Raw genomic sequence first — 23,701 nt, 5'->3', positions numbered from 1 at the left:
CGAGTGCAAGGAGCCGCGCAATGAGCGACGAGACATATCAGCCGGATAGGCGAGGAGCGAATGAGCACGCGACGCCGCAATCGGGTGGCGCAGTAGATTTGACGAGGTGCCGATGAGGACTGCCGCCAACATAGAGTCCCTGCTCCCGGAACTGGAGCACTGCATAGCCGATGACCTGGAAGACCAGGACCTCGACTTCAAGCAGTGGGACACGCAAAGCCGCGACAAAGCGGTGAGAACCGTGGTCCAGATGGCCGTATGCATGGCCAATGGCGGCGGCGGTACCGTGGTGTTTGGGGTGGCCGACCGGTCCCAGGGACGTGAGAGTGCCATTCTCGGCGTTCCGCCGGAAATTGACATCAACCTGCTGAAAAAGGCGGTTTACGACCAGACGGACCCAAAAATAACCCCGGTATTCGAAGAGCTGGCCGTACCGGAAGGCACCGGTCGCCTGCTGCTTATGCAGATCTACCCCGGCATGCCGCCCTACACCGACAGCGCTGGCCGGGGCACCATCCGTGTAGGCAAGGATTGCCAGCCGCTAACCGGCACCTTGCGCCGCAAAATCGGCGTGGAAACGGGCGAGACCGATTACACCGGCGAAGCCGTCTCTCCTGTGGCCCCCTCTGATGTGGAAAGCCAGTTGCTATCCGCCACCGCCCTGGAGTCCCTGCGTAATCAGGCCCGCAAGGAGCGGGCGCCGGAGGATCTGCTGCGCCTGACCGATGTCGAGCTGCTCTCCACCTTAGGCCTGATCAAACACGGCAAACTGACTCGTGCTGCGCTGTTGCTGGCCGGCACCGAAGCCGCCATCCGGGAACATCTCCCCGGCCACAACTGGACCTTCCTGCAAATGACCTCGGATACCGAGTACGGCATCCGGGAGGATCGGGTCAGCGCCTTGCCATTGTCCGTTCAGCGCATTGAAGAACTGCTGGTCCCCTTCAACCCGATCACCACCTATCAGCAGGGCCTGTTCCACTACGAATACCGCACCTGGCCGGAGGTCGCCGTGCGCGAGGCCCTGATGAACGCCTTCTGCCACGCGGATCTACGCATCGCTGGGCCGGTGATGGTCAAGCTTTACCCGGACCGGCTGGAAATCAGCAACAACGGGGGCTTCATTGCCGGCATTACTCCCAACAATATCCTCCATCACCAGCCCGCCGCCCGAAATCCGCTGCTGGTGGAGGCGCTGACTCGCCTACGCCTGGTCAACCGCAGCAACCTGGGAATAAACCGGATGTTTTCCGCCTTGCTCATTGAGGGCAAGGAACCGCCCCAGATTCGTGAGATCGGCGAATCCGTGCTGGTGAGCTTCCCAAAGCGGGACCTGAATGCCGCCTTCCGTTTGTTCGTGGCCGAGGAGAGCGAGCATGGCCGCAACCTGGGCGTGGACGAGCTCCTGCTGTTGCAATACCTGTTGCAGCACCCGGAGTTGGATACCGGCACCGCCTCCGCCCTGTGCCAGCGCAGCGAGGCGGAAATCCGCGAGCGGCTCTCGGCCATGGAGTCAGCCGGCTACATCGAGCATGGTGGCACTGGCCGGGGGGCCTATTGGTGCGTTCACCCGGACCTCTATAACCGTCTGGCCGAAGACGGTCAGGGCGAGGCCCGCCGCCGCATCGACTGGGAGGCCGCCAAAACCCGCGTGCTCAGTATTCTGATGGAGCGCGCGCGCCGCAACGAACCAGGCCTAAGCAACAAGGAAATCCGGCAGATCACGCGCTTTGACCGCAACCAGGCCCGGCGCCTGATGCAGGAGTTGATGCAGGAGAACACCGGCCTCCAGCAGGTGGGTGAGCGGCGCTGGGCGCGCTATGAGTACAGCAATGCGCGTCAGCATTGAAATGCGCATAGGTAAAACTCTATGCGAAGACTATGCGATTGTTGGTAAAATTGCGCATATCAAGTCGCACCGATGCGACAGAAAAAAGTGCTCTCACGGTACAAACACCGTAGCCGTGGCATCACTTTCAGGATTGGGGAAGTAAAAGAAACATGCAGCCACTCGACAAGACTCTGAGAAGCCAGTTGGAGCGCGCCGTCAAGGCCGCCCGGGACACCGCCGAAACCGGTGCCCGCGCCGCCCTGGAGCAGCTCGGCGTTGGCGACCCGGCACCGGCCTCGCACTTGAGCGAGACCGACCGGGAGCTGCGCCGCAAGCTACGCGCCCATGGCCGCCAACTGGGCGACGCCCTCAACGGCGGCGGCAACGGAGCCAAAGCCCAGACCATGGACCGCCTGGTGGAGGAGGCCGCCTACGAGCACTGGCACCGCATGCTCTTTGCCCGCTTCCTGGCGGAAAACGACCTGCTGATGTACCCGGACCCGGACGAACCGGTGGCCATCACCCTAGAAGAGTGTGAAGACCTGGCTGCCGATGAAGGCGCCGCCAACGGCTGGGAACTGGCCGCCCGCTATGCGGCCCGTATGCTGCCGCAGATTTTCCGGCTGGACTCTCCGGTCTTCCAACTCACCTTGCCACCGGAACGCCAACAGGCCCTGGAACGCCAGGTCGCGGGCCTGCCGCTGGAGGTGTTCACCGCCTCCGACAGCCTGGGTTGGGTTTACCAGTTCTGGCAGGCCAAGAAAAAGGAGCAGGTCAACCAGTCCGAGGTCAAGATCGGCGCCCGGGAGCTTCCCGCCGTCACCCAGCTCTTCACCGAGCCCTACATGGTCAGCTTCCTGCTCGATAACTCCCTCGGTGCCTGGTGGGCGGCCCGGCAGCTCAGTGAAAGCGACCTGAAGAATGCCCAAAGTGAAGAAGAACTGCGCGAGAAGGCGGCGATTCCCGGCGTGCCTCTGGAATACCTGCGGTTTGTGAAACAGGATGATGGGGCTGGTAACAAGAGATGGACGCCGGCTGCCGGCACCTTCGATACCTGGCCGGACCAACTGGCCGATCTGAAAACCCTGGACCCCTGCTGCGGCTCCGGCCACTTTCTGGTGGCCGCCTTCCTGATGCTCGTGCCCATGCGCATGGAGGGCGATAGTTTGTCCGCTCGGGACGCCGTGGATGCAGTGTTGCGAGAGAACATTCATGGCCTGGAGCTGGATCAGCGTTGCGTGGAACTGGCGGCATTTGCGCTGGCTCTGGCCGCCTGGAAATACACTGATGCGGAAGGCTACCGCCTATTGCCGGAGCTGCATCTGGCCTGTACCGGCCTGTCTGTCAGCGTCGCCAAGGAAGAGTGGAAGCAACTCGGCCTGGGCAAGCACAACCTCACCATCGCGCTGGACTGGATGCACGATACCTTCAGGGACGCGCCGGTTCTGGGCAGCCTGCTTAACCCGGCAAAAGCCGACGCTGCCAAATTGGTGAAGTGGGAGGAGCTGTCCGCCACCCTGAAACAGGCTTTGGAAAACGAACAACAAGGGGAGCAGGGCGAGGCCCGGCACGAAGCCGCCGTGGTGGCCCAAGGTTTGGCAAAAGCGGCAACAATGCTTCTAGGCCGATATCACTGGGTTATTACAAATGTGCCTTATCTTGGACGAAGCAAGCACAGTGATAGATTGCTCAATTTTTGTGATAAGTATTACCCAGCGGCGAAAAGTGACCTGGCAACGGTATTTCTTGACCGTTGCTTGGAGTTTTGCGCCGATGGTGGAACCACAAGCGTTGTACTGCCGCAGAACTGGCTATTCCTATCAAGTTACAAAAAATTTCGTGAGAAGTTACTAAAAAACGACTCTTGGCACCTGATAGCTAGGCTGGGGCCAGGGGCATTTGAAACCATAAGTGGCGAAGTGGTTAAGGCTATTTTGATCAACCTCAGTCGGGGTAGTAACACCCAGGTGTCCGGCGGCCTGTTCGGTGTGGAAGAACTAGCGAACCTAATGCGTGGCATAGATGTCTCTGAGCTGCGCACAGCGTCTGAGAAAGCTAAACAGTTGCAGACATCAGAAGTCAAGAGTGTTTACCAAGCAAAGCAGTTGGAAAACCCAGATTATAGGATTGTTCTCGAAGACATTTCGGAGCTTGGTGAATTACTATCTAAGTATGCCGACCCATATCAAGGATTAATTACAGGCGACAGAAACTCCTATATTTTTTATTTTTGGGAAATCGGAGAGCTTCATGCAGATTGGCAATATTTTCTAGACGGGTATTCAGGAGAAGGCATCCCTTTAGGTCGTGAGCAAATAATTCATTGGGAACGTGCCGACGGAAGGCTTTACAAATTTGCAAGGGAAAATCGTGATCGCCTTCATGATATGCATGAGAGTGGCAATCGAAACTGGGGGAAAAAGGGTGTTGCCATAACTCGAATTGGATTAAGGGCGACACCATATTTTGGTGAAAAGTTTGACAATAATTTGATTACGATTGTACCGAAAGACCCTGACGATATTGATGCTTTGTGGAGTTATTGCAGTTCGAGCGAATACAAAAACGCAGTAAGAGCCCTAGATCAGAAGCTTAGTTTGACGAACGCTACAGCGGGAAAGGTATGTGTAGATTTAGAGGAATGGAAGGGTAAAGGAACCCTACCTGAACCACTATCTAAAGATCCGTCTCAGTGGCTATTCAGTGGTCATCCTGCAAGTTGCAATGATCCGCTACAAGTAGCAGTTGCCCGTTTGCTCGGTTATCGCTGGCCCGCCGAACTGGATACCGACATGGAGCTGGCCGATGAGCAGTGTGAATGGGTGAAGCGCTGCGAGGCATTGCTGCCCTTCGCCGATGAAGACGGCATTGTCTGTATTCCCCCGGTGCGTGGTGAGGCCTCAGCCACCGACCGCCTGCTGAATCTGCTGGCCGCTGCCTATGGCGATGCCTGGTCCACCGATGTTCTGGCGGAGCTTCTGAACAATGCCGACCATGCTGGAAAGGCACTGGAAACCTGGCTGCGCGACAAGTTCTTCACGCAACACTGCAAACTCTTCCAGCACCGCCCCTTTATCTGGCATATATGGGACGGCCTGCCCGACGGCTTCGCCGCCCTGGTCAACTACCACAAGCTGGACCGCAAGAACCTAGAAACCCTGATCTACACCTACCTGGGCGACTGGATCAGTCGACAGAAGCAGGACCTGGCCAGCGGCGTCGACGGTGCCGAGGAACGTCTGGCCGCCGCCGAATCTCTGAAGAAGAAGCTGGAGCAGATCCTCGAAGGCGAAGCCCCCTACGACATCTTCGTCCGCTGGAAGCCTATTGAACAACAGCCCATAGGCTGGGACCCGGACCTCAACGACGGCGTCCGCCTCAACATCCGTCCCTTCATGACCGTGGGCGACATCAAAAAGAAAGGCGCCGGCATCCTGCGCGACAAACCTAACATCAAATGGACCAAAGACCGTGGCAAAGACGTGGAGTCAGCGCCCTGGTACCAAACGTTCAAGGGTGAGCGGATTAACGACCACCACCTGACGCTTGCTGAAAAAGAGCCGCACAGGAGAAAGTCTAATGAGCGGCGATGATAGACAACGCGCTCTGGACGGCCTTCAGATAACAACAATGGAGGCCGAAACCACCCAGGCTATAGAGACCTTGTCCCTGTCTCCCGCTTTGGTAGATCCAGGGCTTATACCTATCCTGGAGAACCGCTTTACCGAAGCGCAGCGTTGTCTATCCTATTCCCCCATGGCCACCATTATGTTGTGCGGCTCCTTACTGGAAGGTTTGCTACTTGGCTTGGCGAACAAAAAGCCTGCGGACTTCAATCGATCCCCGCAAAGCCCCAAAGATGAAAACGGTAAGCCAAAACCGTTTAAAGACTGGAGTCTCGCACAGCTTATAGATGTTGCTCACAATATTGGAATCCTTCGGCTCGATGTAAAGAATTTCGGGCAACATCTGAGAAATTTCCGTAACTACATCCATCCCTACCAGCAGATGAAAGAAGGCTTTGATCCAGACAGGTACACTGCTGAGATGAGCCTTACCGCTGTTAAAGCGGCAATCTATAACCTGGCCAGTAACGTGAGGCCTGAGGAAGATAAACTTTCAGATGACTGGAAGAATCATCCAGATGCGACGCTGTTAGCACTGGTAAGTCTGGTTGGCTCATGGAATGAAAAAAAGCACGCTGACAAGGAGGCTCTATCTCGTACTCTCGACATGAGATACGAAGATTGGATTAAGGTGGCTCGTGAAATATTACACCAGCCAAACAGCCCCTTATCGTTAAAAGATGGGGTTTGGGTTGTAACCCATCGGAAAGAATTATTTAAGCTTCTGGGATCGAGAATTCTTGATTCAAACCTGGAAGTATTTAAATCGCTGGCCATTACTGTTTTGAAAGAACAGGATCCCGCTTTTGAGTTGCCACCAGAAGAGCGTTATGCAGCCAGCATTCACGGGAAAGTACCGAGCCATTCTCCTGCAATTCGCAGCGGGCTTGCAGAAGGGTTGGCCATTCTGGGTTGTTATCCGGAAGCTTGCAGCAACTGTACCCTTGGAAATGCCGACATAACAGCCGTTTTGGCTATTCGGGATATCTTTGACGGAGCGGATTGGACGTTATGGGGGGGCCTTAACAGTCTGTTGCCTACCTTGTCCGAAGCAGCGCCCAAGGAATTTCTTGATGCCGTAGAAACAGCTTTACGGTCGTCCCCTTGCCCATTCGATGAGCTCTTTGCTCAGGAAGGCGTTGGCATCACCGGCAGCAACCATCTGACAGGGCTGCTCTGGGCTTTGGAAGGTATAGCTTGGGATGAGCAGTATCTTGTTCGAGTATGTGATCTGCTGGCTGAACTGGCCAGCCATGATCCAGGTGGCCAATGGGCAAACCGCCCGGCCAACTCACTGACTGACATTTTACTTCCCTGGATGCCGCATACACTTGCAAGCATTGAAAAGCGCAAGGTAGCGGTACAAACCGTTATCAAAGAATGGCCAGACATTGGCTGGAGCCTTTTGCTCAGTCTGCTCCCCAACCAACACCAGATCACTTCTGGCACCCATAAACCTCATTGGAGAGAGATCATCCCGGATGACTGGGAAAAAGGGGTTACAAAACATGAGTATTGGTTACAGGCATCGTCATACGCAGAGCTAGCGGTCAGTGCAGCCGGACTGGATGTTGCCAAGCTTTGTGAGTTGATTGACCACTTTGACAATCTGACTCGGCCAGCATTCGATCAGATGATTGAAACTCTGTCTTCCGATCAGATTCGGTCACTTCCTGAAGATCAACGACAAATCCTATGGCGTCGACTTTCCAAGTTCACCAAGAAACACCGGCGATTCCCAGAGGCAGAGTGGTCGCTACCTGACGAGCTGTTAAAGCCGCTCGAGGCAGTTATGGATAAGCTGGCCCCGACTGATCCCCTACTCTTATACCAGGAGCTTTTTTCAGGTCGGGACTTTGACCTCTACGAGGAGTCCGGAAACTGGGAGGAGCAGCGTAGAAAGCTTGATGAGCGGCGAGCATCAGCCATCAGTGAGATTATTGCAAAAGATGGTATAGACGGTGCAATTCGTTTTGCCGAGACCGTTTCATCACCTCGTAATGTTGGCGCCGCATTGGCTGACCTATCTGTGCCGGATATTGAAAAAACGCTGCTACCGGACTTTTTGGATTCGGAGAACGAAAAGCACCTGGATCTGGTGGGCGCCTTTATATGGCGCCGCCGTCATGATGAAGGCTGGGATTGGTGCGACAGAGTAAATAGAGCGGGGTGGAGCCACAAACAAACGGGACAGTTTCTCGCTTGCTTGCCTTTCAGTCGAGAAACTTGGGAGCGAGCAGCGCAGTGGCTTGACGAGCATCAGGAGCATTATTGGACTCGGGCAAGTGCTTTCCCCTATGACGCCAAGGAAGATCTTGAATTTGCCATTGAAAAGCTACTCGAATACGGGCGGCCACACGCCGCCATAAACTGTCTCGAAAGAATGCTGCACTCGAAGAGTGCGATTGATCCGCAGCAATGCGTGCGCGCTCTTCTTGGGGCGCTAAAATCCAGCGAGCCAAACCACGCCATGGATAGTTATCACATGGTTCAGCTGATAAAGCACTTACAGTCGGATAGCGCCGTTAGTGATGACGACCTTTTCAGAGTCGAATGGGCCTACTTGCCATTACTTAACCAACTCGATGGGAACAAACCTGTTTTCCTACATCGAAAATTGGCCAATGAGCCTGATTTTTTCTGCGAAGTGATTCAACTGATTTACCGTTCAAACAAAGAGGGAGACAAAACCGATGAACCTTCTGAAGAGCAAAAGGCTATAGCCACCAACGCCTATCGACTGATCAGTGAATGGAGTCGTCCTCCAGGACAAATGGATGATGAGTCGTTCGACGCAGAGCATTTCAGAAACTGGATTGAGAAGGTGAAGGTTTCCTGCGCAGAATCCGGGCATCTAGAGCCTGCCCTTATCCATATCGGTGAGGTACTACTTTACGCACCTCAAGATGAGGATGGACTGTGGATTCACCGTGCTGCTGCCGATGCCCTGAATAGCAGAGACTCTGAAAAAATGCGAACAGGTTTCCATTCAGCGTCGTTCAGTTCCCGTGGCGTCCATTGGGTTGACCCAACCGCCAAGCCAGAAAAGGAGCTTGCAGAGCGGTACCGCCAAAAAGCAGAGGATGTCGAGAATGCTAATTTTCACAGGTTAGCTCGCACTCTACGGGATCTGTCTGAAATTTATGATAGGGAAGCCGAACGCATCATATCTGAACATCATGAGGGTGACGAACTATGAACCCAAATCAACTATCTCGCATCGTGTTGCGCGGGTTCAAATCCATCCGCGAATGCGATCTGGAGCTGAGAGAACTTAATGTGCTTATCGGCCCCAACGGCGCTGGCAAGTCGAACTTTATCGGCTTCTTCCGGCTAATTCAGCAGATGCTTGAAGGCAACCTGCAGCGCTATGTCAGCAAACAGGGTGGTCCTGATGCCTTGCTGCACTTTGGGCGCAAAAAGACAGAGCAGATCCACGCCGAACTGTATTTCGGCAACAATGGCTACAAGTTTACCCTGGAGCCAACCCAGGATAACCGCATGATGTTTGCGGAAGAGAACTTTTGGTGGAACATGAAAGGGGACTGGACAATTAGTTCTGGTCACTTCGAAACGGAAGTGGAGTCACAGAAGCGTTTTACGCGGATCTACGATTACACAGTCCCTCCCATGAAGAGCTGGCGCCTTTACCATTTTCACGACACCAGCGACAGCGCTTTAGTCAAACAGCGGCATGGCATGAACGACAACCTTTACTTGCGCCCAGATGCCCGAAATCTGGCTGCGTTTCTCTACTTCCTGCAAGACCAGCATTCATCCCATTATAAACGTATTGTTAAGACAATTCGTTTGGTCGCGCCCTTCTTCGGGGATTTTCTGCTGCGCCCACAGCCAGACAGTAAGGATCAGATAGAGCTTGAGTGGACAGAAAAGGGAGAAGATGTGCCTTTTAAGGCCCATCTGCTGTCTGATGGAACCCTACGGTTTATTTGCCTGACGACAGTTCTTATGCAGCCCGAGGAACTGCAGCCTGAGACAATCTTGATTGATGAACCGGAACTGGGGCTCCATCCATTCGCGATCAATTTGCTTGCGTCTTTATTGCGGTCAACGTCCAAGAATAAGCAGGTCATCGTTTCCACCCAATCTACCGACCTTCTGAATGAATTTTCTTCAGAGGATGTTGTGGTTGCGGATCGAACAGAGGGTTATACCCATCTACACCGTCTCGACCCCAAGGCGCTGGACGCTTGGCTCAATGAATACTCTCTCGGCGAGCTGTGGCAGAAAAATGTCCTGGGTGGGAGGCCAACACGATGACTCGGGTACATATTTTCTGTGAAGGCCAAACGGAAGATGTGTTTGTGCGCGAGGTGCTCGGTCCGCACTTTCAACGCCTTAACATCTGGCTGAACCCCATCATTATCCGCACCGGCCCGCAAGGAAAAGGCGGTGTGTCGTCTTATGGGAAGATAAAATGGCAGGTGGAGAATAAATGCAAGGAGGATGCCTCCGCCTGGGTGACCACATTGCTGGACTTCTATGGGTTACCCACTGATTTTCCGGCCATGAAGGCGCCAGGAGATTCCATCACTCGGGCTAAAGCAGTAGAAGAAGCCTTTCAGAACGATATAGCCCAGCCTAATTTCTTGGCTAATGTGGTTGTGCATGAGTTTGAAGGTCTCTTGTTTAGTGCCCCGGATGCCTTCTCAGACTGGTTTGATGAGCCAGGTGTGGTCGCTGAACTGACGGAGATCCGCCGTGGTTTCGATAGCCCCGAGCACATCAACGAAGGCCGAGAGACAGCACCTTCAAAACGCATTCTGGCGGTATGCGATACCTATGACAAAGTCGCTCATGGTTCATTGATAGCTTTGGATATCGGCCTGGATGCTATCCGTCAGGAGTGCCCTCTGTTTGATGCTTGGGTAGGACGGATAGAGGCATTGGGTGCCAGAGGTGGTGCATGAGGGTTATTGATAATCTCCTGAAATCTGTTCGAGACGCGGCTACCTTTAACCCAGACATTCAGGTCGCCCCTGCTTGTATCCTCTGGCCGGACCGTGATCGGCAATGGGAAGCGGTTATTCCAGTCCTTCAGGCGGAACTGCCAGAGCTTCTGGTGCTGGGTGACTATGCCCCCGAAAAGCGCACCGGCCCGGCAATTTGGCTACGTTGCGTGATCGCCGGCTTGGTGAATGATATGTCCCTGCCAGATGAGACGATCCCCATTCTCTACCTCCCCGGCGTCAGCCGTCAGGATTTGCGGGCAGTGGAAGGTTGCCCGGATTCGCTCAAGCCGCTGGCCGAGCTTCAATACCGGGGGGTGATCTGGTCCCAGGTGAATGCCAAGGACTGGACCATCCTTGCCTATCTTAAGTCGGACCAAGGTGGCCTTGGCCTGGATGTGGCGCAAGACAGCGAAACGCGGCACGCCATGCAACTGGCGCTGTACCGACTGCTCGACGAAGACGTGGACTTGCTCAAGGGCAGACGCCTAGATAAGGACTACTTCAATACCCTGTTAACCGGGGGCGACCCCACCCGAGATCTGCTGTTGTGGCTGGACCAGGGCGATGCATTCCAGGCCGCGAGGGGTGAGAACGAATGGCAGGCTTTTGTGGCGGTATGCACCTCCCAGTTGGCTTTTAATCCCCAGCATGAGGGGGTGCTGGCCGGGTGCGCCAAGCTTGCGGCCCACCGGGGGCCTTGGCAGGCGGTTTGGCAACGTTTCTGCGAGGCGCCCCACCGCTACCCCCATATTCCCGCCCAAATTCGCAAGTGCCAACCGCCGGCCTTCGATTTGTTTGCCGATGAAACCGTGGCCGGTGGCTGGCCTCAGTGGAACCAGGGCCAGGAAGACCACCTGCGCCGTGACTTGCTGGCTCTGGCCCAGGCTCCTGCGCACCAGGCACGGGCCAGAATACTGGAGCTCGAACAGATACACGGCGGCAGGCGATCACTGGTATGGGCGGAGCTCGGTGAAGCCCCGCTGGCTTGCGCGTTGGAGCATTTGGCCACCATGGTCAACTATGCAAAAACCTCTCTGGCGGCGGGTTCTGTGGATGATCTGGCAGACGGGTATACCAACGCCGGCTGGAAAGTGGATGACGGCGTAATGCGCGCCTTGGCTCAGGTGGAGAGAACTGCTGACTTTGAGGCTGTCACAACGGCAGTCCGGGCAGTTTACCTGCCCTGGCTGGAGGAGTCCTCCCGCTACCTGCAGAAGATCGTTGATGGTGCCTCCTATCCGGGTGGCGCCTGCACAACGGTGCCCCCATTTCCGGCCAGTCCCGGTGATTGTGTGCTCTTTGTCGATGGGCTGCGCTTTGATACGGGCAAGCGGTTGGCAGAGATGATGAAAGCTTCAGGGCTGGAGGTGGACGAGGCGCCCACCTGGGCCGCTTTGCCCAGCGTGACCGCCACAGGCAAGGCGGCGGTGACACCGGTCCGGGATAAAATTCGGGGGGACGATGGTAGCACGGATTTCGAACCCGCCGTGGCGGCGACCGGCCAGTCCCTCAAAGGTGGCTATCACCTCAAGAAACTGCTGAAGGACACCGGCTGGACGCTGCTGGATCGAACAGAGGATGGTCAGGGTGAAGGTCTCGCCTGGTGTGAGTTCGGTGACATCGACCATGAGGGGCACGACCGTGGCTGGAAGCTGGCCAAACACCTTGAAAGCCTTTTGCAGGAAGTGCAGGGCCGCATTACCGAGCTATTGGCGGCGGGCTGGAAGCGTGTGCGCGTCGTCACCGATCACGGCTGGCTGCTTCTGCCCGGGGGGCTACCCAAAATTGACCTGCCCAGCGTACTGGCTGAAAGCAAGTGGGGGCGCTGTGCCGCGCTGAAGCCTGGTGCGGAAACTCAGGAGCGACTCTTCCCCTGGTACTGGAATCCCAGTCACTACTTTGCCCTAGCCGATGGCATCAGTTGTTTCAAGAAGGGTGAGGATTACGCTCACGGCGGCCTGAGTCTACAGGAGTGTCTGACACTCCAATTGGTGGTGACGGGTGGCGCCTCCGCTCAAGGGGCCATCGAGTTTACCGACCTGGTGTGGAAAGGGTTGCGCTGCACGGTGGCGGTGACGGGCGACTATTCAGGGCTCACATTGGATATCCGGACCCGCGCGGGTGAAGCAGCCAGCAGTGTGGTGGTCGGCTCGAAGCCGCTCAAAGCTAATGGCACCGCTTCCGTGGTTGTCGAAGATGAAGATCTGGAAGGGCAGAAAGCGGTGGTTGTTCTGCTCGACAAAAATGGTTCTCTGGTTGCCCAGACGGGCACCGTGATTGGTGGGGCTCTTTCTTAAGAGGCAAATGTAATGGAATTGGACGAAATCGACAGAAAGGCCGCAACGGCCCTGGATGGCTATCTGGTGCGAAAGGACCTGGTACGAACCTTCAGCCGCCAATTCCCGGTACCCACCTATGTGGTCGAGTTCCTGCTCGGGCGATATTGCGCAAGCACCGACCAGGAAGAGATCAACGAAGGTCTGGAGATCGTTCAGCGTCAGCTCAAGTCTCGCACCGTCAAGGCCGGTGAGGAAGAGCTGTTCAAGGCCCGGGCTAGGGAGAACGGTGAAGTTAAAATCATCGACCTGATTACCGCCCGTCTGGATGCGAAAACAGACTCCTATATTGCCTCCCTCCCCAGCCTCCGCCTGAACGACGTGCGGATCTCGCCGTCTTTGGTAAACGAGCACGAGCGGATGCTGACCGGCGGTTTCTATGCCGAGGTAACGCTCAATTACGATGCTGCCATTGCCCAGGAAAGTAATGGTCGCCCCTTCGGTGTCGAAGCCCTGCGGGAGATCCAGCTCTCCAAGCGCGACGTTTTGGATACCCTTTCAGAGGCCCGGAAGGAATTTACGACGCAGGAATGGAAAGAGCTTCTGCTAAGGTCCACGGGGATTGAGGCCAGCGGCCTGTCGGAGCGGCAAAAGGACGCAGTTTTGTTGCGTATGGTGCCCTTTGTTGAGCGTAACTATAACTTGGTGGAGCTCGGTCCCAGGGGTACCGGTAAGAGCCATTTGTTCCAGCAGGTGTCACCCTACGCCCACCTGATTTCCGGTGGTAAGGCCACGGTGGCCAAGATGTTCGTAAACAACGCCAGCGGCCAGCGGGGTTTGGTCTGTCAGTACGACGTGGTCTGCTTCGACGAGGTCTCCGGCATCTCCTTCGACCAGAAGGACGGCGTGAACATCATGAAGGGCTACATGGAGTCGGGTGAGTTCAGTCGTGGCAAGGAAAACATCCGAGCCGATGGCAGCATCGTACTGGTGGGCAACTTTGACGTGGATGTGGAACATCAGCAGCGGATAGGCCACCTGTTCGGTCCCATGCCCCCGGAAATGAAAGATGATACGGCGTTTATGGACCGTATCCACGCCTTCTTGCCGGGCTGGGACGTGCCGAAAATAAGCAAGGAGCTTTTAACCGACCATTTCGGCCTAGTCAGCGACTTCCTGTCAGAGTGCTGGAGCCAGCTGCGCAATCAGAGCCGGGTAAGCCTGATCCAGAACCGGGTGTTTTTTGGTGGTGCGCTGTCTGGGCGGGATACCAATGCGGTGAACAAAACGGTCAGCGGCCTGCTTAAGCTACTTTATCCCGGTGACGATGAGGTCTCGGACGAGGATATCGAATGGGCCGTTCGCATTGCCATGGAAGCCCGGCGCCGGGTGAAAGAACAGCAGAAGCGGATCGGTGCGGCAGAATTCAGAAACACCCATTTCAGCTATGTCATGGGCGCCGACGGTGTCGAGAAGTTTGTTTCCACCCCGGAGCTTCAGAGCGAGAACAGCATTGGTGACGACCCCTTGGAACCTGGCCAAGTATGGACCATCTCTCCGGGTGGCGGTGAGGAACATCCCGGCCTGTACCGGATCGAGGTGAATGAAGGCCCAGGGTCCGGCGTCAAGGTCCTGAACAAGCCGGTACCGCCCGCGTTCAAGGAAAGCATCGGTTATGCGGAGCAAAACCTGTACGCCCGGTCGGCGCAACTGGTAGGTGACAAGGATCCACGCCACCACGAGTTTACGGTTCAGTTGAGGGCTTTCGATGCCTCCAAATCAGGTGCCAAGCTCGGCATGGCGTCTCTGGTCGCATTGAGCACGGCGCTACTGAAGAAAAGCGTGCGCGGTGGTTTGATCATAGTGGGGGAGATTAATCTGGGGGGCTCCGTGGAGCCGATCCACAATCCGGTAACGATTGCGGAAATCGCCGTGGAAAAGGGCGCGACTGCACTGCTGATGCCTGTTGCCTGCCGCCGGCAGTTATTTGACCTGTCGGATGACATGGCGACCAAGGTTGATATCCAGTTCTACTCCGACGCGCGGGATGCTCTGCTCAAAGCCGTTGTGGAGTAGGTGCTCGGCTAGGCTTTAGTAAAATCACCGTGGCCGATGATCACTCACCCCAGTCGGCGAACCGCCCGACGAATGGCTTGGGCCGGGGAAAGGCGAGGTCGCCGTGCTTGCTGGTGCCGAGCCCCAGCGAGACCAGCGATTCCGCCAGTTTCACCGCGGCGCTGACGCCTTCGATGACGGGCATGCCCAGGTCCAGCGTCAGCCGCTCGGTGAGATCCGCCATGCCGCCACAGCCCAGCACGATGGCGCCGATGCCGTCGTCGTCCCTCGCTTGGCGGCACTCCTCCAGCAGCGCCTGATAGGCGTTGCCCGCCGGATTTTCCAGCTCCAGCACCGGCAGGTCGGTGGCACGGACTCGCCGGCAGTGATCGCGGAATCCATACTGGTCGAGCAGGTGCTCGGCAATGATCGCGGTGCGCTGCAATGTCGTGACCACGGAGAATCGCGTACTGATCAGCGTCGCCAGGTGAAAGCCGGCTTCGGCGATGCCGATGACCGGCGCGCGGGTCAGTTCCCGGGCGGCGAGCAGGCCCGGATCGCCGAAACAGGCGATGATGTAGGCGTCCATTCCCATCGCTTCGCCGCGACGGATCTCTTCGAGCACGCCGACGGCGCTGATCGCCTCGTCGAAGTGGCTTTCGATCGACACCGGTCCGCTGTCGGGCTGGCTGACGTGAATCTGCGTGTTCCCGGCGGCCACGCGGCTGGCGCAGGCGCCGATCTTGTCGGTCATGCTGGCGGTGGTGTTGGGATTGATGACGTGAATACGCATGGCTTGCCACCTTGGCGAGAGGGAAAAATCGCGGTACGTTTATTTTGTCCACAAAAATAAACGACTTTGAATACAATATCGACAACGATGGCCGATGAGACGCGATTCGCGTCGATCGGTTCGGCAACCACAAGGGCGCTGCGCATGATCTCCCCAGACTACCCCCGCGATCTGATCGGCTATGGCCGCACGCCACCGCAAGCCAACTGGCCGGGCCGGGCCCGCGTCGCGGTGCAGTTCGTCCTCAACTACGAAGAGGGCGGCGAGAACAGCATCCTCCACGGCGACAGCCACTCCGAACAGTTTCTCTCCGAGATTGCCGGCGCCGAGGCCTACCCCGCTCGCCACCTGAGCATGGAGTCGATCTACGAATACGGCTCGCGGGCCGGCGTGTGGCGCGTGCTGCGCGAGTTCGAGCGGCGCGGTCTGCCGTTGACGATCTTCGGCGTGGCGATGGCGCTGGAGCGTAATCCGGAAGTCGCCCAGGCGTTCCGTGAGCTGGGTCATGAAATCGCCTGCCACGGCTATCGCTGGATCCACTATCAGAACGTGCCGGAAGCGGTCGAGCGCGAGCATCTCGAACGCGCCCTGGCCATTTTCCAGTCGCTCTACGGCGAGCTGCCGCTGGGCTGGTACACCGGCCGCGACAGCCCCAATACCCGGCGGCTGCTGCTCGACCAGGGCGGCTTCCTCTACGACAGCGACTACTACGGCGACGACCTGCCGTTCTGGATGCCGGCCGAGGACAGCCAGGGCCAGACGCATCAGCATCTTGTCGTCCCCTACACGCTGGACACCAACGACATGCGCTTTGCCTCGCCGACCGGCTTCGATCACGGCGAGCCGTTCTTCCAGTACCTGCGTGATGCGTTCGACGTGCTCTACGGAGAAGGCGCGGAGACGCCGAAGATGCTGTCGATCGGCCTGCATTGCCGGCTGGTCGGCCGACCCGGCCGCTTCCGCGCGCTGCAGCGCTTCCTCGATCATCTCGAAGCGCACGACCGGGTGTGGATAACTCGCCGTGTGGATATTGCCCGCCACTGGGCTGCCGAGCATCCGGCTTGAAAAGCAAGGAACCCCTCATGTCACAACGCAGCTACGATGGACCTAAACGAACCTACTACGCCCCCCACGGCGGTCTGCCGCCGCAGAGCCAGCTGATTCACGGCCGTGCGGTCTTCACCGAGGCCTATGCCGTCATTCCCAAGGGGGTGATGAGCGATATCGTCACGAGCTTTCTGCCGCATTGGGAGAAGACTCGGCTTTGGGTGCTGTCGCGGCCGCTGTCCGGCTTCGCCGAGACGTTTTCGCAGTACATCATGGAAGTCTCGCCCGGCGGCGGCAGCGAGCGGCCGGAGCCGGACAGAGGTGCCGAGGGCGTACTGTTCGTGGTCGAGGGCGAGATGACGCTGACCATCGCAGGCGAGACGCACGCGATGGCGCCGGGCGGCTACGCCTATCTGCCGCCGGGCTGCGATTGGCAACTTCGCAACACGAGCGATGCGCCGGTGCGTTTCCACTGGATCCGCAAGGCGTACGAATTCGTCGAGGGGCTGGCGGCGCCGGAACCCTTCGTCACCAACGAGCAGCAGATCGCGCCGACGCCGATGCCGGACACCGACGGCCGCTGGGCGACCACGCGCTTCGTCGATCCCGCCGATCTGCGCCACGACATGCACGTGACCATCGTCACCTTCCAGCCGGGCGGCGTTATTCCGTTCGACGAGACCCACGTGATGGAGCACGGCCTCTACGTGCTCGAGGGCCGCGCGGTCTACCACCTCAACCAGGATTGGGTCGAGGTCGAGGCCGGCGACTACATGTGGCTGCGAGCGTTCTGCCCGCAATCCTGCTATGCCGGCGGATCGGAGCCGTTTCGCTATCTGCTATATAAGGATGTCAACCGGCACATGAAGCTCAGCCTCTCCTGACGGGATCGACCTCGCTCAGCCGAAACGGGCGAGCCGATAAGGCTCCAGCGGCGGCAGGTCGTCCCGGTGGGCCGATGTGCCAGAGGCGTCGTGTTCGGCGGGGCCGGCCAGGTTGGCGATCATCTCGGCGGTGATCGCCGATTGCGTCAGCCCCAGATGATGATGGCCGAAGGCCAGCAGCACGCGGCCATTCTCGAGGCGGTCGATGATCGGCAACGAGTCCGGCAGCGATGGGCGAAAGCCCATCCACGGCGTCGCATCCTCGGCGTCGAGATCGTTCTTGAACAGGCCCCGGCTCAGGCGATGCAACTGCCACGCTCGCCCCATGTTGGGCGGTGCGTCCAGTCCCGCGAACTCCACGGTGCCGGCCAGCCTCAGGCCGGTTTCCATCGGCGTCATGATGAAGCGGCGCTCCAGCGAGGTCACCGCGAAGGGCAGTCGGTCATGCTCACGAGGCAGCATCAGGTGATAGCCGCGCTCGGTATCCAGCGGTACGCGCTTGCCGGTGAGCTGGGCGGTCAACGCTGCCGAGTGGGCGCCGCAGGCGATGAGCACCTGGCCGGCCTCGCGTTCGCCGGCGTCAGTCGTCACGGCGACGCCTTTCGCGGTCAACCGTGCCGATTGCACGGTTTCCTGCGCGAAACGGACGCCCTCGCGCCGGGCAGCTTCCACCAGGGTCGTGACCACCCGCCACGGGTCCAGCACATGGCCCGTGGCCGGGAAGAACAGCCCGCCCAGCAGCGCGTTCGAGAGCTGCGGCGCCGCGCGTTGGATCGCGTTCCCATCCCACAGTTCGACCGGCACCTGCTGTTCGCGCATGCGCGACTCGAGCGCTTCCAGCTTCGAGTGCGACTCCGGCTTCTCGTAGACCAGCAGCGAGCCATCGGCCTTGAGCAGGTGGCTGCTGTCGACCGATGCCAGCAGGCGTTGCCACGCCGCCAGGCTGCGTTCGTTGAGGGCGCGGATGCCGGCCACGCTCTGGCGGAACGGCGCCGGGCGCAGGTTCAGGACCAGTCGGGTCAGCCACGGCAGCGCGCGGGGCAGATATTTCCAGTCCAGCCGCAGCGGCCCCATCGGATCCATCAGCATGCCGGGCAGCGACGTCAGGATCGAGGCGTCGGCGATCGGGAAGACCTGCTCGGTGGCGAGATGCCCGGCGTTGCCGTAGGAGGCGCCGCGCCCGGGTTCCTGCTTGTCGAGGACCAGCACGCGCTGGCCCTGTCGCGCCAGTGCCAGCGCGCTGGTCACGCCGACGAGGCCGGCACCGACGACGATGATATCGGCATCGGACGAAGCCGAAGGAGATGAGTCCGACATGCACTACCTCACGACCAGATCGATGGGGAGCGGGCAGCGACTCAGGCGCTGCGCAGATTCTTTTCCAGCACCGCCGCGATGCCCTCCGCGGCGTCTTTTATGTGGTTTTCCAGCAACTGGCAGGCCTTGTCGACGTCGCCCAGGCGCGCCAGTTCCAGCAGCTGACGGTGCTCGAGTTCCGCCTTCTCGATCTCGCGGGTATAGAGCAGCTGCATGCGGATATAACGCCCGGACTTGGTGTTCAACTGGCCGATCATGGCCAGCGTCTCGGGCAGCCCGGAAGGGGCGTACAGCGCGTGGTGAAACGCGAAATTGTAGTCGCTCCAGTTGTCGATCTGGCTGCCGGAATCGAGCGCGGCGTCGTACTGGCGCAGGATGCTTTCGGCGTGATCGAGGTCCGCCGCCGTCAGGTTCGGGATCGCGTAGCGCAGCACGTAGGTCTCGAGCAGCACACGCAGATCGAACAGTTCGCGGATCGCCGCCACGGAGAGTTCGGTGGTGAAGGCGCCGCGATGGGCGTGAAATTCCACCAGCCCCTCGGATTCCAGGGTCAGCAGCGCCTCCCGGACGGGAATGCGGCTGACGTCGTAGTCCTTGGCCAGCGCATCCTGTCGCAGCTGGGAGCCGCCCTTGAACTCGCCGCCGAGAATGCGTTCGCGCAGGTCGTCCGCCACGTGCTGGGCTCGGGTCTTGAAAGTCGCCATGGAGTGCCATCGTGTCTGCAGAATGTTGGATATTGTATGCAATCCAGGAGGCGCTCGCCGACTTTTCCCGCCATTTCCCGTCTCGCCGGAACGCGGCATCGGCCTTGACGACGGACGCATGCGCGACCGGCAGGTTTCGCTAGCCGACGTTGCCGAGCTGCGCCGACCACTGCTTGTACCATTCACGGAACAGCGCGTACTGGGTCTCGACATAGCGCCGCTGGGCATCGCTCAGGGCGTCGCTCTCGTTGAAATGCAGCTCGTAGGCGCTGTCGCCGTTGAGCACCATCAGCTGCTTGTAATAGAGCACCAGATCCACGCCTTCATCGAAGGAGGATAGCACCGCCAGCGCCGATTCCAGCTCCTGAGCCTGGCGCCGGGCCACGAGATCGCCCTTGGCGGCCTTCTCGCAGAGCGCGACCAGTTGCAGCACCTCTCTCGGCAGCGCGTTGCCGACCCCGGTGATGGCGCCGGTGGCATTGCAGTTGACGAAGCCGTGGAACACCTGGGTGTCGACGCCGACCATCAGGCTGACCTCGTCATCCTGGGAGGTGATGTGCTCGGCCGCGTAGCGCAGATCCTCTGCACCGCCGAACTCCTTGAAGCCGATCAGGTTGGGATGCTCGCGACGCAGCTCGAAGAACAGCTCGGCGCGGGTGGCGAAGCCGTAATAGGGGCTGTTGTAGATCACCGCCGGCAGCTCGGGCGCGGCCTTCAGAATCGCCGAGAAGTGCGCCTTCTGGGCGGCAGGGGCGGTGCCGCGGGAGAGCACGCGGGGGATCACCATCAGCCCTTGCGCGCCGACCCTGGCCGCATGGGCGGCGTGGGAGACCGCTTCCTTCGAGTTGACCGCGCCGGTGCCGACAATGACGGGTACGCCGGCGGCGACCAGTCGCGCCACGCCTTCCTGACGCTCGGCCTCGCTCAGCAGCGGCCAGTCGCCCATCGAGCCGCAATAGACCACCGCGCGCATGCCGAGATCGACCAGCTCGCGACCCTTGGCGACCAGCGCGTCGTAATCCGGCGTGCGGTCTGCGGTGCAAGGGGTCATCAGGGCGGGAATGCAGCCGGTGAAGATGGAGTCGTTCATGGTTGTCCTCTGAAATCCGTGAATGGTCTGTCGGGAATGGCTTTTCGGAAATGACTGAGCGAACAGCTACGACGCGGTGATGCCCCAGGCAAACGGATCGTTTTCATCGATCAGCAGCGTGGCATCGGCGGTCATGTAGGCGCTGCCGGTAATGGCTGGCAGTACGCGATCGCCCTGCCACTCGTAGCGCCCCTCGAAGCGGCTGCCGGTGATGCTGGCCTGCACCCAGGTCTCGCCGGGGGCCAGCTTGCCGTCCGCCGCCAGGCAGGCGAGTTTGGCGCTGGTGCCGGTGCCGCAGGGGGAACGGTCGTAGGCCTTGCCGGGGCAGAGCACGAAATCGCGACTGTCGGCCGGTTTGCCGGTGCTGGTGTCGTCGGCGGCGAACAGCTCGATATGATCGATGTGGCCGCCGTTCTCGCCGGTGATCGCCTGTGCGTCCAGCGCCTGACGGATCGCCCAGGTAAAGGCCGTCAGCGCTTCCTCGTTGGCCAGCGTCACCGTCTGGTCATGCTCGCCGACCAGGAAGAACCAGTTGCCGCCCCAGGCGATATCGCCATGCACCACGCCGTAGCCGGGCACCTCGACCGGCACGCGCTGGCGATAGCGGTAGGCCGGTACGTTGCGCACCGTCACCGCGCCGTCTTCGTGCAGCGTGGCGCTGACCGGGCCGACGGTGGTATCGATCCGGTGATCGCCGGGCTGGATCATCCCGAGATGATGCAGCGACGCCACCAGGCCGATGGTGCCGTGACCGCACATGCCCAGATAGCCGGTGTTATTGAAGAAGATCACGCCGCAGGTCGCGCCCGGCGTGACGGGCTCGCAGTAGAGCGCGCCGACCAGGACATCGTTGCCCCGCGGTTCGAGCAGGCAGGCGCGCCGCCAGTGATCGTGGGATTCCCGCAGCGCATCGCGCTTCTCGACGAGAGTGTCGCCCGGCAGCGCCGGGAAGCCGGACATGACCAGGCGTGTCGGCTCTCCTCCGGTGTGGGAATCGATGACGTGGATGCGCTTCATGCTGGTTTCCCCCGATCTGAGCGGACCTGCGAAACGTTCGGCAGGCACCGAACGCATGAATTTCCCGATATTGTAGATTTTATACAATCTTCGTGGCGCGATGTGAAGTCATACCGTATGACAAAGGGAAAACGAAAAAGCCGGCGCCAAAGGCGCCGGCAAGAGAAGACCAGGAAAGGAGAGAAGATCTCAGCGTGAATCACGCCCTTTCGAGAATCCCGTTTTCCTGCGGTATGCAGGCTCAAGGAATGATTCGCTGGGCCTTGAGTCTATCGATGGCGGCCAGCAGCGACTGACTCGAATCCATGCGTTCGGTGAAACCCGCGGAGTAGATCTTGTTGGTGTCGGAGACGACGTCGGTTTCAGTGTGGAAGATGAAGTCACCAAATCCCCAGCCAACGAGTTTGGCGAGGTCCGGCTCCACCAGATTGTGCTTTGAAGCCAGCTCGCGCCAGAGCGGGCCCTTGTCAGCCATGTGCGTCTTAAGGTTCAGCGGCACCGGTTCGGCAGATGGCATGCCGAGATGTCTGGCGACGTCGCCAAACATCCGCTCCCAGCGGAAGGTATCGGTATTGGTGACGTTGTAGGCTTCGCCACCCGGCGCGTGTAGAGCGGCCCAGCGGCTGGCGCGTCCGAGCAGGGCGGAATCGGTGGTCTGCACGAGTTGCTGGAACGCCTTGTCGCTGCCGGGGAATCGAAGCGGAATCCCCAGCGCGCGAGAAATTTCGGCATAGACGCCGATCACCAGTGCGATGTTCATCGGATTGCCATGGATATCGCCCACCACCACGTCTGGCCGCAACGCGACAAAGTCCCAGTCCGCCTTTTCGGCGCGCGCGCTGAGTTGAGCCTCTTGTGATTGATAGATGTTGGGTGGCATGTGCGGCGGATCGGATTCACGCGCGGGCGTGCGAACCTTGGCCCCCAGATGAATACCGTAGATCTTGAACCCCTGGTAGATCACGACACGTTGGAGCGGCGCGCCGACGGCTTTCAGCCCATCGAGGAGATTGGCCAGCATCTGGCCGTTCTCTTCCGCTTCCTTGGCGAGATCGTCTCCCGGCTTTAGCGCCGCATAGAAGACATGCGTCGTGTCGGCCGCCCGTTTCAGGGCTTCGCGTGTGGTCTCGGGGTCGGTGAGATCGGCCTTGAGGGTATCGAAACCTTCTACGTCTCGTCGGCCTAGAGCGCGTACCTTCCAGCCGCTGTCGGCCAACTCGTGAGCGGTAGCATGGCCGATGATTCCGCCGGCGCCGGCGACAAGGGCAACGGGATTCTGAGTGCCTGTGCTCATGACATGACTCCTGGATGGTGCATTGGCGATATCGTGTTCGAAGCTGTTTTCGGGGGCGGGGCGTCAGGCGATGGCGCCGCCGCCATCCACGCGGACCGTGGAGCCCGTAGCGAAGCCGGTCGCCATCAGATAAACGATAGCGTTGGCGATATCTTGGGCCTGGCCGACTCGACCGACGGGCAATGCGTCAGCGACCGCTTCGAAGGTCCGGTTGCGCTTGGCCTCGTCCATGCCATGCCACAACGGCGTATCAATCATGCCGGGTGAAACGGCATTCACGCGTACCGGGGCCAGTTCGAGTGCCAAGCCGCGGGCCAAGCCTTCCAGCGCTGCGTTGATCGCGCCTTGCAGCACCGAGCTGGCCGACGGTCTGTCGGCAAGAAAGCCGGAAACGAACGTCAGCGAGCCGCTTTGATTGAGCGATGCTGCACGCGCAATGCGGTATGCCCCCCAGAATTTGCTTTCGAGCGCGGCGTGGGCTTGATCTAGCGGCAACTCTCTTACCGGTCCAGTCGGAGTCTGGGCTGCTGATATAGCGATGTGATCCCAAGGCGCATGATTGGCGAAGAACGCTTCGATGGCTGCATTGTCGCTGGTGTCGAGTGTCGCAGTTTCGACGCTGCCGGCGATTCGAGCGGCGGCGGTGTCCAGCTTGTCCTGCGAACGTGAGGCGATGGTGACAGCAGCTCCCGCTGCCACAGCGCTCATGGCCGTTGCCAAGCCGATGCCGGAGCTACCACCGATGACGAGAACGCGCTGTTGCTCGAGTGAAAACATATGATGACTCCCGACGT

At 59.1% G+C, this 23,701-nt stretch carries 16 protein-coding genes; 9 read left to right on the top strand and 7 right to left on the bottom strand.

Annotated elements, in window-relative coordinates; all coding sequences use genetic code 11:
* Window positions 1-112 precede the first annotated feature (112 nt).
* The 7 genes from R3F72_RS13375 (at window position 113) to brxL (ending at window position 14,782) form a co-directional block, all read left to right on the top strand.
* Window positions 113-1,849 carry an ATP-binding protein gene (locus tag R3F72_RS13375; RefSeq protein ID WP_332779890.1) on the top strand — a complete coding sequence of 579 codons (1,737 nt, stop codon included), beginning with the start codon at window positions 113-115 and terminating at the stop codon, window positions 1,847-1,849.
* A gap of 152 nt (window positions 1,850-2,001) precedes the next feature.
* Window positions 2,002-5,424, top strand: coding sequence for an Eco57I restriction-modification methylase domain-containing protein (locus R3F72_RS13370; protein ID WP_332779889.1), 3,423 nt, complete (start codon window positions 2,002-2,004; stop codon window positions 5,422-5,424).
* A complete protein-coding gene (locus R3F72_RS13365; protein ID WP_332779888.1) occupies window positions 5,411-8,656 on the top strand; it encodes a hypothetical protein in 3,246 nt (1,081 codons plus the stop codon). The genes R3F72_RS13370 and R3F72_RS13365 overlap by 14 nt, the downstream gene beginning before the upstream one ends.
* Complete coding sequence (locus R3F72_RS13360) at window positions 8,653-9,738, top strand: AAA family ATPase (protein ID WP_332779887.1); 1,086 nt, start codon at window positions 8,653-8,655, stop codon at window positions 9,736-9,738. Before R3F72_RS13365 ends, R3F72_RS13360 begins: the two co-directional genes overlap by 4 nt.
* Window positions 9,735-10,388 carry a DUF4276 family protein gene (locus R3F72_RS13355; protein WP_332779886.1) on the top strand — a complete coding sequence of 218 codons (654 nt, stop codon included), beginning with the start codon at window positions 9,735-9,737 and terminating at the stop codon, window positions 10,386-10,388. The genes R3F72_RS13360 and R3F72_RS13355 overlap by 4 nt, the downstream gene beginning before the upstream one ends.
* The gene (gene pglZ, locus R3F72_RS13350; RefSeq protein WP_332779885.1) at window positions 10,385-12,727 is read left to right on the top strand and encodes a BREX-1 system phosphatase PglZ type B; all 2,343 of its coding nucleotides are present in this window, start codon (window positions 10,385-10,387) and stop codon (window positions 12,725-12,727) included. Before R3F72_RS13355 ends, pglZ begins: the two co-directional genes overlap by 4 nt.
* A 12-nt stretch (window positions 12,728-12,739) precedes the next feature.
* Complete coding sequence (gene brxL / locus R3F72_RS13345; RefSeq protein WP_332779884.1) at window positions 12,740-14,782, top strand: BREX system Lon protease-like protein BrxL; 2,043 nt, start codon at window positions 12,740-12,742, stop codon at window positions 14,780-14,782.
* 40 nt (window positions 14,783-14,822) lie between these two features.
* Here the strand turns inward: brxL and R3F72_RS13340 are convergent, their stop codons facing one another.
* Window positions 14,823-15,554 carry an aspartate/glutamate racemase family protein gene (locus tag R3F72_RS13340; protein WP_087719610.1) on the bottom strand — a complete coding sequence of 244 codons (732 nt, stop codon included), beginning with the start codon at window positions 15,552-15,554 and terminating at the stop codon, window positions 14,823-14,825.
* Between the two features lie 144 nt (window positions 15,555-15,698).
* Between R3F72_RS13340 and puuE the strand changes: the two genes are divergently transcribed.
* Window positions 15,699-16,619, top strand: a complete 921-nt coding sequence (gene puuE, locus R3F72_RS13335; RefSeq protein WP_332779883.1) for an allantoinase PuuE — start codon at window positions 15,699-15,701, stop codon at window positions 16,617-16,619.
* Between the two features lie 17 nt (window positions 16,620-16,636).
* On the top strand, window positions 16,637-17,485 hold the full coding sequence (locus tag R3F72_RS13330) for a bifunctional allantoicase/(S)-ureidoglycine aminohydrolase (protein ID WP_332779882.1): 849 nt from the start codon (window positions 16,637-16,639) through the stop codon (window positions 17,483-17,485).
* A gap of 15 nt (window positions 17,486-17,500) precedes the next feature.
* Here R3F72_RS13330 and R3F72_RS13325 read toward each other — a convergent pair whose 3' ends face one another.
* The 6 genes from R3F72_RS13325 to R3F72_RS13300 form a co-directional block, all read right to left on the bottom strand.
* Window positions 17,501-18,802, bottom strand: coding sequence for an NAD(P)/FAD-dependent oxidoreductase (locus R3F72_RS13325; protein ID WP_332779881.1), 1,302 nt, complete (start codon window positions 18,800-18,802; stop codon window positions 17,501-17,503).
* Between the two features lie 41 nt (window positions 18,803-18,843).
* A complete protein-coding gene (locus R3F72_RS13320; RefSeq protein WP_332779880.1) occupies window positions 18,844-19,506 on the bottom strand; it encodes a GntR family transcriptional regulator in 663 nt (220 codons plus the stop codon).
* A gap of 139 nt (window positions 19,507-19,645) precedes the next feature.
* A complete protein-coding gene (locus R3F72_RS13315) occupies window positions 19,646-20,596 on the bottom strand; it encodes a dihydrodipicolinate synthase family protein (protein ID WP_332779879.1) in 951 nt (316 codons plus the stop codon).
* Window positions 20,597-20,662: 66 nt separating this feature from the next.
* The gene (locus R3F72_RS13310; RefSeq protein ID WP_332779878.1) at window positions 20,663-21,613 is read right to left on the bottom strand and encodes a 4-hydroxyproline epimerase; all 951 of its coding nucleotides are present in this window, start codon (window positions 21,611-21,613) and stop codon (window positions 20,663-20,665) included.
* A 241-nt stretch (window positions 21,614-21,854) separates the two neighbouring features.
* Window positions 21,855-22,907 carry an SDR family oxidoreductase gene (locus tag R3F72_RS13305; protein WP_332779877.1) on the bottom strand — a complete coding sequence of 351 codons (1,053 nt, stop codon included), beginning with the start codon at window positions 22,905-22,907 and terminating at the stop codon, window positions 21,855-21,857.
* 63 nt (window positions 22,908-22,970) lie between these two features.
* Window positions 22,971-23,684: an SDR family oxidoreductase gene (locus tag R3F72_RS13300; protein ID WP_332779876.1), complete on the bottom strand. Its 714-nt coding sequence runs from the start codon at window positions 23,682-23,684 to the stop codon at window positions 22,971-22,973.
* Between the last annotated feature and the right edge of the window lie 17 nt (window positions 23,685-23,701).

Origin of the sequence: Salinicola sp. 4072, from assembly GCF_036663415.1 — a bacterium.
In the GTDB taxonomy this organism is placed as follows: domain Bacteria; phylum Pseudomonadota; class Gammaproteobacteria; order Pseudomonadales; family Halomonadaceae; genus Salinicola; species Salinicola salarius_A.
The sequence above is the reverse complement of the archived record's forward strand: the minus strand, read 5'-3'. Positions and strand labels throughout refer to the sequence as shown.

What these genes read in the sequence shown, in the direction of transcription:
- brxL (WP_332779884.1), top strand. Translation starts at nt 12,740, where the DNA reads ATGGAATTGGACGAAATCGACAGAAAGGCCGCAACGGCCCTGGATGGC.
- R3F72_RS13375 (WP_332779890.1), top strand. Translation starts at nt 113, where the DNA reads ATGAGGACTGCCGCCAACATAGAGTCCCTGCTCCCGGAACTGGAGCAC.
- R3F72_RS13300 (WP_332779876.1), bottom strand. Translation starts at nt 23,684, where the DNA reads ATGTTTTCACTCGAGCAACAGCGCGTTCTCGTCATCGGTGGTAGCTCC.
- R3F72_RS13325 (WP_332779881.1), bottom strand. Translation starts at nt 18,802, where the DNA reads ATGTCGGACTCATCTCCTTCGGCTTCGTCCGATGCCGATATCATCGTC.
- R3F72_RS13360 (WP_332779887.1), top strand. Translation starts at nt 8,653, where the DNA reads ATGAACCCAAATCAACTATCTCGCATCGTGTTGCGCGGGTTCAAATCC.
- R3F72_RS13310 (WP_332779878.1), bottom strand. Translation starts at nt 21,613, where the DNA reads ATGAAGCGCATCCACGTCATCGATTCCCACACCGGAGGAGAGCCGACA.
- R3F72_RS13320 (WP_332779880.1), bottom strand. Translation starts at nt 19,506, where the DNA reads ATGGCGACTTTCAAGACCCGAGCCCAGCACGTGGCGGACGACCTGCGC.
- puuE (WP_332779883.1), top strand. Translation starts at nt 15,699, where the DNA reads ATGATCTCCCCAGACTACCCCCGCGATCTGATCGGCTATGGCCGCACG.
- pglZ (WP_332779885.1), top strand. Translation starts at nt 10,385, where the DNA reads ATGAGGGTTATTGATAATCTCCTGAAATCTGTTCGAGACGCGGCTACC.
- R3F72_RS13340 (WP_087719610.1), bottom strand. Translation starts at nt 15,554, where the DNA reads ATGCGTATTCACGTCATCAATCCCAACACCACCGCCAGCATGACCGAC.
- R3F72_RS13365 (WP_332779888.1), top strand. Translation starts at nt 5,411, where the DNA reads ATGAGCGGCGATGATAGACAACGCGCTCTGGACGGCCTTCAGATAACA.
- R3F72_RS13330 (WP_332779882.1), top strand. Translation starts at nt 16,637, where the DNA reads ATGTCACAACGCAGCTACGATGGACCTAAACGAACCTACTACGCCCCC.
- R3F72_RS13315 (WP_332779879.1), bottom strand. Translation starts at nt 20,596, where the DNA reads ATGAACGACTCCATCTTCACCGGCTGCATTCCCGCCCTGATGACCCCT.
- R3F72_RS13370 (WP_332779889.1), top strand. Translation starts at nt 2,002, where the DNA reads ATGCAGCCACTCGACAAGACTCTGAGAAGCCAGTTGGAGCGCGCCGTC.
- R3F72_RS13355 (WP_332779886.1), top strand. Translation starts at nt 9,735, where the DNA reads ATGACTCGGGTACATATTTTCTGTGAAGGCCAAACGGAAGATGTGTTT.
- R3F72_RS13305 (WP_332779877.1), bottom strand. Translation starts at nt 22,907, where the DNA reads ATGAGCACAGGCACTCAGAATCCCGTTGCCCTTGTCGCCGGCGCCGGC.